Consider the following 12,274-nt stretch of genomic DNA (forward strand, 5'->3'; position numbering starts at 1 on the left):
CCGGATGACCGAGGTCGCCCACGCGGTGCTGGCGCTCGGCTCCAACCTGGGCGACCGCTGGGCGCTGCTGCGGGCCGCCGTGCGCCAGCTCGACGAGATCCTCGGCGTGACGGCGTGCTCGGCGGTGTACGAGACCGCCCCCGTGGGCGGTCCCGAGCAGGATGACTACCTCAACGCGGTCGTGCTGACCGCGCCGGCGCCGCCGCGGGAGCTGCTGGCCGCCGTGCGCGCCGTCGAGGAGCGGGCGCGGCGGACCCGGAGCGTGCGGTGGGGGCCGCGCACGCTCGACGTGGACGTCATCGCCCTTGGCGCGCTGCGAAGCGACGACCCGGAGATCACCATCCCCCACCCGCGGGCGCACCTGCGGGCCTTCGTCTGCGTGCCCTGGCTGGACGTCGACCCGGAGGCGACCCTGCCGGGTCACGGCCGGGTCGCCGACCTGGTCGCCCGGATGGCGGGCGCCGGGGAGCTCGTCGGCCTGCGGCGGACCTCTGGCCGGCTGCGCGGCGCCGATCCGGCCGGCGCCGATCCGGCCGGCACAGCGGTGGCCGGCGGCTGCCCGGCCGACGCCGCCGGGGCGTCCACCCCGGCCGGGGAGACCGGCGAGGGCGGTGCGTCGGCGTGAGACCCACCCGACCGCGCGATCTCGTCCTGGCCGCGGTCGTGTTCGGGATCCTCGGCTATCTGCTGCTGTGGTGGGCGTACCGGTCGACTCCCACGCTGCCCCGCACGGCGTCGCTGTCGGTGGTCGTCATCGGGGTCATCGAGCTTCAGGTCGCGGCCCAGACGCGGCGCCGGCTGGAGGGCCGGCCGGGCACCCGGCCGATCCTGCCGCTCACCGTCGCCCGCCTGGCGGCACTGGCGAAGGCCAGCTCGGTCGTGGGGGCGGCGCTCGCGGGAGCCTGGGCGGGCGTGCTCGGGTACACCGCGCCGCGGACGGACGAGTTTCCGACCGCGGGCGGCGACGCGATCAGCGCGGGGCTCGGCCTGGCCGCCGCCGTCGTTCTTCTCGTCGGCGGGCTGATCCTCGAACGGGTGTGCCGGGTCAAGAAGCCGTAGCCCTGGACGAGCAGGTCCTGTCCACGCGGGATGTGGACGGCTCCGGCCCGGCGTCCCGTCTCCCGACCGCCGCGGTGTGACCGTGCTCGCCCGAACGAGCCGGCCGTCTCCCGGTGCTCGCGGTCGGCGGATCGGGGCTGGTCACGACCGCCGAGCTGGTCGCCGGGCGGCTCGGAGCCGGAGCTAGTCTGAGGGGAATCGCCGCATGTGACTCCGATCGGTGCCAGGGTTGTCCGTGTTAAGACCACCTTGTGGTGATTGGCGGCGGATCTTTTTTGCCGGTCGGTCGATGTCGCGGTGGCAAGACGCGAAGGCGGGAAGGTGCGGGCGGTGGTCGTTGAGGGCCGGAGCCGCGATGGTTCGCGGGGCCACCCGTCCGACGCCGCCCGACGCGCCCCGCCCCCGCCCCCGGGGCCGGCTCCGTACGCAGACCCAGCCGGGTTGGATCCGCCCGGGGGCGGCCGGATCGTCGCGTTCGGCACCCTGCCGACCGGCCCCACCAGGCGCCCCGAGCCCCGGGCTGAGCGCATCGCGGCCGTGACCGGGTTCGACCCGGCGGACATGGTGACCGCCCTGCCCCCTGACGGCGGGCTGCCGACTCGGCCCGCCGACGCGCCTCCGGCCGTCCGCGCAGCGCCCGGGGCAGCGCCGGGGGGCCGGACTCGCCAGACGTTTCGAGCCGTGGCCTTCGGCAATCCCACGGCCGGCGGCGCCGAGGTGGTGCCGTTCGACCCCGCGGACGCACCTCCGCCGGGCCCGTGGCGCCCCGATCCCGCCGACCGCGCCCCCGCCGACCGCGCCTCCGCCGGTGATCCGCCGGCTGATCCGTCCGACCGGTTCGACCGATCCGACCCCGCCGGAATTCGGCGACGGGCGGCGTATGCGGAGTTCGGCGGCGAACCCGCGCCGCCTCCGACCGGCTTTCGGGATGACGCCCCGCCGGGCTGGCGCGGATTTCGCGGCGCCGATCCGCCGGGCCGTCGCGACTTTCCCGCGGCCGATCCGCCGGGCGGCCGTCGATTTCCCGACCAGCGTCGGCAACCCGCGGTCGCTCCCGTCCCCGGGGCACCAGATCCCCGCCATCCAGATCCCCGCCGTCCAGATCCCCACCACCGCGATCCTCGCCACCGAGATCTCCGTCAGCCCGAGCCACGCCCTACCGCTGCCGGCGCGACCGGCGACCGCCCTGCCACGCCCAGCCTGCTCGACCGGGTCAGCTTCACCGGCGTACAGCGGGCGGTGCCGGTCGGTGGACCGGAGCCGGCCAGCCCCCGCGGACGGAGTCCGGACGGCGGCTCGGCGCTGGACGAGGTCAGCTTCACCGGCTATCAGCCCGCCATCCGCGAGGGCTGGCAGCCGCGCGGGGCCGCCCGGGAGGGGGCGCGGCCGTCCGCGGGCGCCGAGCGTCCCCGGCCGGGCCGCCGTCTCCCGGATGACGGGCGGACCCGGTCCTCCGGGCGCGCGCCGCAGGCCGGCGAGCCCGCCGTCGGGACGGCTGTGCGCCGGGACGACCGGCCTCGCGCGCGATTCGACAGGCCGCCCAAGGAGGGGCGCCCGCCGACGGACCCGTACGACCGCGACGACCCATACGACCGCGACGACCCATACGACCGCGACGACCCGTACGACCGCGACGACCGGGACCCGTACGACCGCGACGACCGGCACGATCCGTACGACCGCCAGGGGTCGCGCGAACGCGGCGGCGGCCGGGCCCGGACGGGCGGTCCGGCCAGCGGGCCTGGTGCTCGCCCGGGCGGGCGGCGCCGGCGCGGCGATCGGCCCGGCCTGCTCCAGGCAGCGCTCGTGCTGGCGGTACTCGTCGTCGGGGTGTCACTCGGCCGGACGCTGGCGTTGCCTGGGGACGCCGGGACGATCTCGAGGCTCGGGGACTGGGGCCGCGCAAACCACCTGTCGTTCCTCGTCGATCGGGTCGATGCGCGGCGCTGACGGCCGGCCGGTGGGCCCGGTGGCCGCTTTGGTGGTCCGCGTGGGAATGTGGTCGCAGGCGGTGACTTAGTTACCGGTTTGTCGGGTGGAGGGGCATTGTTGTCGCTGTTGTCGAGCTTGTCACTTTATGGTCGCCCTTGCGTATGATCAAATCAATGTTCGGGTAACCTGCGATCTAGGGCGCGAGTGGCCTTCCCGCCCCCGAGACGGGGGAAGCGGACCCGGCCGAAATTGGTGCGTCCCAGTTTGCCGAATCCCCTTGCGTCCGGCGGTCCTCGGCGTGTCCAATCGGTATTGGTAGGTCTGTCGCATTCCGTCGACCTCGTCTCGTGAGCGCCCGCTACCGCCGGGCAGCCTGGTCGCCGATGTTCGACCGAACGCGTGCCCCGGCCTGCCAAGGCATCCAAGGAGGCCACGTGCGTCCGAGACTCGCAGTAGCCCCTGCGGTCCCGCTGGCTGGCGACGCCGGTCGCGGGGTGCCGCAGCGGGACTGGACGGCGCCGGGTCTCGCGGGGACGGGCGCCACCATGGCCGACGTCTCCGACGGTCCCGGTCGCCCGGCCACCGAGGCCGAGGCCGCCGCGATCGCCGCCGCTGTCCTCGACAGCCCGCTGGTCGCCACAGTCGCGGCGGATCTTCGCATCACCGGCATCCGTACCTCGACCGGCGCGCCGGACTGGGCGTTCGCCGTCCTGCGCACCCCGGGCGGCACCGACCCGGCGATCGCCGTGCTGCGCTGGGACACCTGCTGCGGCTGGGTGCTGGACCAGGTCGGCACGGCCCGGCTCGGTCTCGGGACGGGCGGCGGCGGCGGCCCGACCATGCGGCGCGCGGACCTGCAGGTCGCCGGGGCGCCACCGGTTCGCCGTGACGGCGGCGTCCGGCGGGGTTGCGACTCCGGGGCCCGGACGGGTGACGCGGCGCGTTCGGGGTAGGTCGCGGCGCCGTGTCCGGCTGGCGCCGGGCCAGCTACCGTCATGATGGTGTCGATGCCGGCCGATCCCGCGCCAGACGAGTCCACGACTCTCGTGGGCTGGCTGCGCGCGCTGCCCGACGAGGCGATCATCCGGCTTTTCCTGCTGCGGCCCGATCTCGCGACGCCACCGCCGCCGGACTTCGACGTCCTGGCCGCCCGGCTGGAGATCCGGGTGAGCGTCGCCCGTGCCCTGGAGCGCCTCGATACCAACGCGTGCGAGGTGCTGGAGGCGTTGACCATCCTGCCCTCCCCGGTGCCGCTCGCCGAGCTCGCCGCGTTCTGCGGGCACGCCGAGATCGTCGGGGTGGTGCGCCGGCTGCGTGAGCTGGGTCTGCTCTGGGGCGACGATGGTGCGCTGCGGGTCGTCGGCATGGCCGTCGACCTCGTGGGCGCGCGGCCGCTCGGGCTCGGCCGGCCGGTGCGGGAGTGCCTGTCGGTCTACCGGCACACCCAGCTCGCCAGGATCGCGGGCGCCCTCGACCTGATCCCGGCCGCGACGGATCCGACGGAGTCCGGGGGCGGGTTCACCGTCCGAGCCGATCTCGTCGACGCCATCGCCGACCTGTTCGCCGATCCGGCCCGGGTCCGCGGCTGGCTCGACGGGTGTTCCGAGCGGGCCCACCAGCTCCTTCGCCGGCTGGCGGCCGGGCCCGCGCTCGGCACCACCAGCGAGGCGGGTCGGCTGCTCACCGTCGCCACGGCCCGCAGCCCGGTGGAGGAGCTGCTCGCGCGGGGTCTGCTGGTCGGGATCGACGATGACACCGTCGAGCTGCCACGGGAGGTCGGCCTCGCGGTGCGCGGCGACGAGCCGGCCGGTCGGCTGCATCCGCATCCGCCCGAGCTGACGGGCGTCGCTGTCGGCGCCTCGGCCGCCGACGGTGCGGCCGCGCTCGCCGCGGACACTGTCGTACGCTGGATCACCACGCTGCTCGACGCGTGGGGTACTACGCCCGTGACGCCGCTGCGTACCGGCGGCCTGAGCGTGCGCGACCTGCGCGCGACCGCGAAGCTGCTCGACACCGACGAGCGGACCGCCGCCTTCGTCGTGGAGCTCGCGGCGGCCGCCGGACTCGTCGACGCCACCGCCGGCGTCGATGTCCAGTACGTGCCCACCGCTGCCTATGACCGCTGGGGCACCGACCTGGTGGCGGCGCGGTGGGCGGTGCTGGTCGAGGGCTGGCTGCGGTCGCTGAGCGCCGCCTGGCTGGTCGGCGAGCGGGACGAGCGGGGTCGCCAGATCGCCGCGCTGTCGCTGGAGGTCCGCCGCTCCTCCGCGCCGGACCTGCGGGCCCAGGTTCTGCGCGCGCTGGCGGCGGCGCCGGCCGGGGTGGCGCCGACCGGCGAGTCGCTGCGCGCCCTGCTGACCTGGCGGGCGCCGCGGCGGGCCGGCACGCTGCTGGCCGGGATGATCGACGGCACTGTCGCCGAGGCGGAGCTGCTCGGCCTGACCGGGCGGGGGGCACCCAGCACCGTCGGGCGACTGCTGGCCGCGCAGCTCGACGAGGAGAGCGCGGACCCGGCGCGGGTCGTCGGCCTGCCGAGCCGGCCGGCCGGCGGGGACGCCGCGCTGTGCGCCCGGCTCGCCGACGCCCTCACGCCGCTGCTGCCCGAACCGGTCGAGGAGCTGCTGCTGCAGGCGGACCTGACCGCGGTCGCCCCCGGCCCGCTGGTTCCCCGGGTGGCCGCGCAGCTCGCGCGGATGGCGGACGTCGAGTCGTCGGGGGCCGCGACCGTCTACCGCTTCTCCGAGGAGTCGCTGCGCCGGGGGTTCGACTCGGGGCTGGCCGCTGAGGACATCCACGCCGTACTCGATCGCCTGGGCCGCACCGGCGTTCCCCAGGGACTGACCTATCTGATCGACGACACCGCCCGCCGGCACGGCCGGCTGCGCGCCGGTCCGGCGTCGAGCTACCTGCGATGCGACGACACCGCGCTGCTCGCCGAGGTGGTCGCGAGCCGTCGCACGCAGACGCTGGGGCTGCGCCGGATCGCGCCGACCATCGTCATCTCGTCGCTGCCGACCGGCGAGTTGCTGGCCGGCCTGCGCGCCGCGGGCTACGCGCCGGTCGCGGAGGCCCCCGACGGCAGGGTGGTGCTCAGCCGGCCGGCCGCCCACCGGACTCCGGCCAGGCCGCGCCAGGCGCCGGTCGACGTCGCCGACGGGCGGCTCGCGCAGGCGCGCGACGTGCTGCGGCTGGTCCGCCGCGGCGACGACAGCGCGCAGGCCATGCGGGCGGCCGGTGGCGTCGCCGGCGCCGAGATCGGACTCACCCGGTCCGCCCCGCTGATCCTGGTGATGTTGCAGGGTGCCGTCCGGGATCGGCGCCGGGTCCTGCTCGGGTACGTCGACCAGCAGGGCACGCCCAGTGACCGGATCGTGCGGCCGACCGCGGTGGACGGCGGCTGGCTGACCGCCTGGGACGAGCTCAGCGCCGGCCCGCGCCGCTTCGCCCTGCACCGGGTGACCGGGGTCGCCGACATCGACGAGGTGTTCGGTGGCGGTGGCGTCGTGGCGCCGGCCGACTGGACGGCAGCCACGCCGGACGCGGCCGACCCGCCCTGAGCCATGGGCCGCGGCGGGACGGGGTCGCCAACCTGTCGGTGGGCGCCTGTACCGTCAAAGTACGTCGCCAGCACAGCGGCGTGCCCGCCGGGACCTGCCCGTGGTGGGCTTATGCCGTATGGCGGACCGGGAGGATGGTGAGGGTGGCGGACGGCCCGTTGATCGTTCAGTCGGACAAGACCTTGCTCCTGGAGGTCGACCATCCCGGCGCGGCCGAGGCCCGGGCGGCCATCGCTCCGTTCGCCGAGCTGGAGCGGTCCCCGGAGCACGTGCACACCTATCGGGTGACCCCGCTGGCCCTGTGGAACGCCCGCGCCGCCGGGCACGATGCCGAGCAGGTGGTGGACGCGCTCGTCCGCCACTCCCGCTACGCGGTCCCGCACGCGCTGCTCGTCGACGTCGCCGACACCATGGATCGCTACGGCCGGCTGCGGCTGGAGAACGATCCGGTCCACGGGCTGGTGCTGCGGGCGCTCGACCGGGCCGTGCTCGTCGAGGTCGCGCGGGCGAAGAAGGTCGCGCCGATGCTGGGCACGCGCATCGACGACGACACGATCGCCGTGCACCCGTCCGAGCGGGGCCGGCTCAAGCAGGCGCTGCTCAAGCTCGGCTGGCCCGCGGAGGACCTGGCCGGCTACGTCGACGGCGAGAAGCACCCGATCGAGCTCCGTCAGGACGGCTGGGAGCTGCGCGAGTACCAGAAGGGCGCGGTCGCGGGCTTCTGGGAGGGCGGCTCGGGGGTCGTCGTGCTGCCCTCGGGCGCGGGCAAGACCATCGTGGGCGCCGCGGCGATGGCCCAGGCGGGCGCGACCACGCTGATTCTGGTCACGAACACGGTCGCCGGTCGGCAGTGGCGGCACGAGCTGCTGCGTCGCACCTCGCTGACCGAGGACGAGATCGGCGAGTACTCCGGCGAGCGCAAGGAGATCCGTCCGGTCACCATCGCGACCTACCAGGTGATGACGGCGCGCCGCAAGGGCGAGTACCTGCACCTGGACCTGTTCGGCGCCCGGGACTGGGGGCTGATCGTGTACGACGAGGTGCACCTGCTGCCCGCGCCGGTCTTCCGGATGACCGCCGACATCCAGTCCCGCCGCCGGCTCGGCCTGACGGCGACCCTGGTCCGCGAGGACGGCCGGGAGGGCGACGTCTTTTCGCTCATCGGGCCGAAGCGGTACGACGCGCCGTGGCGTGAGATCGAGGCGCAGGGCTGGATCGCCCCCGCGCAGTGCACCGAGGTGCGAGTCACCCTGACCGACGACGAGCGGATGACCTACGCCGTCGCCGAGCCGGAGGAGCGCTACCGGATGTGCGCCACGGCCCACAGCAAGCGGGCGGTGGTGGAGCGTCTCGTCCGCCGGCACTCCGACGACCGGGTGTTGGTGATCGGCGCCTACCTCGATCAGCTCGACGAGCTCGGCGAGCTGTTGGACGCCCCCGTCATCCAGGGCTCGACCCGCAACCGGGAGCGCGAACGGCTGTTCGAGGCGTTCCGTACGGGCGAGATCACCACGCTGGTCGTCTCCAAGGTCGCGAACGTGTCCATCGACCTGCCGGAGGCCGGGGTGGCGGTGCAGGTCTCGGGCACCTTCGGCTCGCGGCAGGAGGAGGCGCAGCGCCTCGGGCGGGTGCTGCGGCCCAAGGCGGACGGCCGAGCGGCGCACTTCTACACCGTGGTCGCCCGCGACACCCTCGACCAGGAGTACGCGGCTCACCGTCAGCGCTTCCTCGCCGAGCAGGGCTACGCGTACACGATCGTCGACGCCGACGACATCCCCGACTCGCGTGACGCCGCCGACCGCGACGAACTCGCGGATCAGCACGGTGTCGCGGATCACCACGGTGTCGTGGATCCGCGCAGTGCCGCGGACCCGCACAGTGCCGTGGATCCGGATGGTGTCGTGGATCCGGATGGTGTCGTGGATCCGGACGATCTGGCGGATCCGGACGACATCGCCGACGGCGCCGGCGGGCGGGACTAACCAGTCAGTGCCGCCTGTGCGCCCGCCTGCGCATGCCCCGCGGCGGCGCCGGCGGGGGCCCCGGGCCCGCCGGGCCGCCGCTCACTCGGCGTCGGGCGGGTCGATCAGTTCGGCGGGCCGGACGGTCACCGGGAACGGTCGTGTCGCGTTGAACTCACCGTGTGGGCCGGTCGCGCTGGCGGTCACGTAGACGCCGCCGACCAGCTCGAACGCCTCCAGCGTCGCCGTATCCGGATCGATCAGCCAGCACGCCGGGACCCCGCGCTCCCGGTAGAGGTCGAGCTTCAGCGTGCGGTCGTAGCGGCGGGTGCTCGCATCCGCCACCTCGACGACCAGGTAGGGCGTCTCCAGCAGCCGGCGGCCCGCCACCTCGGCGCTCGGGGCGACGACGATGTCCGGCACGAGCAGGGATCGCGCCGACAGCTCCACCCCGACGCCGGCGGGGAGCACGTGGGCGCCGGAGGTGGCTACCTGCGTCAGCAACCGGGTCAGCCGGCTGGTCACCCGGGCGCGCAGCGGTGTCGGCCACGGGCGCAGGAGGCACAGCCCGTCGAGCAGCTCCAGCCGGGCATCGTCGTACCCGCCGGCATCCAGATCCTCGACCGTGACCGGAGGCGCGGGCACGGTCACGGACGGGCGGTGGGAGCGGGACTGCGCGGGTGCCTGGACCACGCTGCCTATGGTGCCCTGCCACGGGGGTCCTGTCGAAAGCCCGGCTGCGTTAATTGTCCGTGTCGTGCAAATAGTCGAGCTCTAACCGTCCCCGCCGCGAATTGTTGAAAAGAAGTGACATAAAACTCTTGTCGGCTCCAATACCCGGTGGTAACTTGATCGCCGTTGCTGGTAGCCGAGGACCTTTCTTGGCGCAAGGTCGACTTTGGGAGCACCTCCCGGCGTTCGCTCCGTCCCGAGTGGCGCCGCTCCCAGGTCGATGAGCCCGCCTCCGCGGAACCTCCCGTCCGCGGAGGCGGGCCTTTCCCCGTGAATCGCCTCCGGCGATTCGCGGGGACCCCGGGCCCAGGGCGCCGTTCGGGGTTTCCGTCAGATCGCCTTCGGCGATCTTCCTGGGGGAGCCGGTGGGGCCTCCGGCGATTCGCGGGGACCCCGGGCCCAGGCGGGGGCGGATCGACGCCACACCCTTCCCCGAACACCGGCAAGGGGCTGAGGAGCGGCTGCCCTAGGGGCGCCGTTCGGGTCTTCGTCGGATCGCCGTTCGGCGATCTTCCTGGGGCGTCTAAGTCCGATGAAAAGCCGGAGATGTCGGCTTTGCCGCGTGGGTGCGGATGGTGGAGCCCATGATGCGCTTTCGGTGTGACGTGCGACTCTGACATCAATCACCCCAATAAAGGGGTATCGCGGCGTTGACGCGGCGTCGGATCGGGTGGCCGCTGGTGCGGCCTGCGCGATATTCCGGCCCAGACCGCACCGACCGCAATGGTGGGCGTGGACGGTGACCGCGTCGAGCTGACGTAGGAGGTCCCGGATGAGGGGCGGTCCGGTCCGCGAAGATACCGAAGGCTGGGCGCCGTGGACCGGCGTGGTAAGGCGGCGGCTGGCTGGCACGACCGCGATCGGCGGCGGGTAACGGCGATCGGCGGGGGTAACGGCGAAAGGCGGCCCCGTGAGCCGGAGCCGCCTTCGTCGTGACGGTGGTACTGACCAGCGCGTGCGCTGGGTGGTGCGGGGGAGCTGGACTAGAAGTCCATCTCGCCGCCGCCGCCGGGGACGGCCGGGGCCGGGTTCTTCTCCGGCTTGTCGGCGATGACGGCCTCGGTGGTGAGGAAGAGGCCGGCGATGGAGGCGGCGTTCTGGAGTGCGGAGCGGGTGACCTTGGCGGGGTCGATGATGCCGGTGGCGATGAGGTCGACGTACTCGCCGGTGGCGGCGTTGAGGCCGTGGCCGGTGGGGAGGTTGCGGACCTTGTCGACCACGACGCCGCCCTCGAGACCGCTGTTGAAGGCGATCTGCTTGATGGGCGCCTCGAGCGCGAGGCGGACGATGTTCGCGCCGGTGGCCTCGTCGCCGGACAGGTCGAGCTTCTCGAAGGCGGTGATCGAGGCCTGGAGCAGCGCGACGCCACCCCCGGCGACGATGCCTTCCTCGACGGCGGCCTTCGCGTTGGACACCGCGTCCTCGATGCGGTGCTTCTTCTCCTTCAGCTCGACCTCGGTCGCCGCGCCGACCTTGATGACCGCGACACCCCCGGCGAGCTTCGCGAGACGCTCCTGGAGCTTCTCCCGGTCGTAGTCGGAGTCCGACTTGTCGATCTCGTTGCGGATCTGGCTGACCCGACCGGCGATCTGGTCGGGGTCACCCGAACCCTCCACGACGGTCGTCTCGTCCTTGGTGACGACGACCTTCCGGGCGCGGCCCAACAGGTCCAGCGAGGTGCTCTCCAGCTTCAGACCCACATCCTCGGAGATCACCTGCCCGCCGGTGAGGATCGCGATGTCCCCCAGGATCGCCTTACGACGGTCCCCGAACCCCGGCGCCTTCACCGCGACACTCTTGAACGTGCCACGGATCTTGTTGACGACCAGGGTCGCCAACGCCTCGCCCTCGACGTCCTCGGAGATGATGACCAGCGGCTTCGAGGTCTGCATGACCTTCTCCAACAACGGGAGCAGGTCCTTCACCGCGGCGATCTTGCTGTTGACGATCAGGATGTACGGGTCGTCGAGGACGGCTTCCTGACGGTCCGCGTCGGTGACGAAGTACGGCGAGATGTAGCCCTTGTCGAAGCGCATACCCTCGGTGAGCTCAAGCTCCAGACCGAAGGTGTTGCTCTCCTCGACGGTGACCACACCCTCCTTACCGACCTTGTCCAACGCCTCGGCGATCAGACCACCGATCGCCGAGTCACCCGCGGAGATCGACGCGGTCGAGGCGATCTGCTCCTTGGTCTCGACCTCCTTGGCCTGCTTCGACAGCTCCTCGGAGACCCGCTCGACCGCGACCTCGATGCCCTTCTTCAGGCCCAGCGGGTTCGCGCCGGCGGCCACGTTGCGCAGACCCTCACGCACCAGAGCCTGAGCCAGGATCGTCGCGGTCGTCGTGCCGTCACCCGCGACGTCGTTGGTCTTCTTCGCGACTTCCTTGACGAGCTCCGCACCGATCTTCTCGTACGGATCCTCGAGCTCGATCTCCTTCGCGATGCTCACACCGTCGTTGGTGATCGTGGGAACGCCCCACTTCTTCTCCAGAACGACGTTGCGACCCTTCGGACCGAGCGTGACCTTGACCGCATCGGCCAGCTGGTTCATGCCGCGCTCCAGGCCGCGCCGAGCCTCCTCATCGAAGGCAATGATCTTCGGCATGGTTTCTGGGTCCTCCCAGTGGGATGGCAGGTTCGATGGCCTGGCCACAACGACGCCCGCGACGGACGGCTCCCGCCGGCTCCGACCTCGGTGCAACCACCGTGGACGCCGGGCGGTACGGGCAGCCTCGCCGTTTCAGCCTTGGCACTCCCTAGGTGAGAGTGCCAAGTCCTGTTTAGCACTCGGCATGGGAGAGTGCAAGCTCGGTACCGCCCCTCCGCGTCGCGCCCCGCCGCGTCCTCAGCCCCTTTCTCGACCGGATGCGGCGCGGCGACATCCCCGGTCAGCCGCGCACGAGGGCCGCGGGCACGCTGGCTGCCGGCTCGGTGTCGGCTAGCCGACAGGCCGCGGCACCGGCGGCCGTCAGTCAGGTGCAGCAGGGCCGGCGACTTCCTTGCCCTTCTGGAGGCTTTGTGTCTGATCCGTG

At 73.2% G+C, this 12,274-nt stretch carries 8 protein-coding genes; 6 read left to right on the forward strand and 2 right to left on the reverse strand.

Annotated features, from left to right (window positions below; all coding sequences use genetic code 11):
* Window positions 1-4 precede the first annotated feature (4 nt).
* The 6 genes from folK (at window position 5) to AC5R91_RS20750 (ending at window position 8,530) form a co-directional block, all read left to right on the forward strand.
* Window positions 5-625, forward strand: a complete 621-nt coding sequence (folK, locus tag AC5R91_RS20725) for a 2-amino-4-hydroxy-6-hydroxymethyldihydropteridine diphosphokinase (protein WP_495392985.1) — start codon at window positions 5-7, stop codon at window positions 623-625.
* Complete coding sequence (locus AC5R91_RS20730) at window positions 622-1,059, forward strand: DUF3180 domain-containing protein (RefSeq protein ID WP_495392986.1); 438 nt, start codon at window positions 622-624, stop codon at window positions 1,057-1,059. The genes folK and AC5R91_RS20730 overlap by 4 nt, the downstream gene beginning before the upstream one ends.
* Window positions 1,060-2,298: 1,239 nt before the next feature.
* Window positions 2,299-3,009: a hypothetical protein gene (locus AC5R91_RS20735; protein ID WP_495392987.1), complete on the forward strand. Its 711-nt coding sequence runs from the start codon at window positions 2,299-2,301 to the stop codon at window positions 3,007-3,009.
* 416 nt (window positions 3,010-3,425) lie between these two features.
* A complete protein-coding gene (locus AC5R91_RS20740; RefSeq protein WP_495392988.1) occupies window positions 3,426-3,944 on the forward strand; it encodes a hypothetical protein in 519 nt (172 codons plus the stop codon).
* 42 nt (window positions 3,945-3,986) lie between these two features.
* Window positions 3,987-6,548: a helicase-associated domain-containing protein gene (locus AC5R91_RS20745; protein ID WP_495392989.1), complete on the forward strand. Its 2,562-nt coding sequence runs from the start codon at window positions 3,987-3,989 to the stop codon at window positions 6,546-6,548.
* A 143-nt stretch (window positions 6,549-6,691) separates the two neighbouring features.
* The gene (locus AC5R91_RS20750; RefSeq protein WP_495392990.1) at window positions 6,692-8,530 is read left to right on the forward strand and encodes a DNA repair helicase XPB; all 1,839 of its coding nucleotides are present in this window, start codon (window positions 6,692-6,694) and stop codon (window positions 8,528-8,530) included.
* A gap of 81 nt (window positions 8,531-8,611) precedes the next feature.
* Here AC5R91_RS20750 and AC5R91_RS20755 read toward each other — a convergent pair whose 3' ends face one another.
* The gene (locus AC5R91_RS20755) at window positions 8,612-9,211 is read right to left on the reverse strand and encodes a Uma2 family endonuclease (RefSeq protein ID WP_495398018.1); all 600 of its coding nucleotides are present in this window, start codon (window positions 9,209-9,211) and stop codon (window positions 8,612-8,614) included.
* A gap of 1,013 nt (window positions 9,212-10,224) precedes the next feature.
* Window positions 10,225-11,847, reverse strand: coding sequence for a chaperonin GroEL (gene groL, locus AC5R91_RS20760; protein ID WP_495392991.1), 1,623 nt, complete (start codon window positions 11,845-11,847; stop codon window positions 10,225-10,227).
* Between the last annotated feature and the right edge of the window lie 427 nt (window positions 11,848-12,274).

Source organism: Frankia sp. BMG5.60 (genome assembly GCF_059428125.1).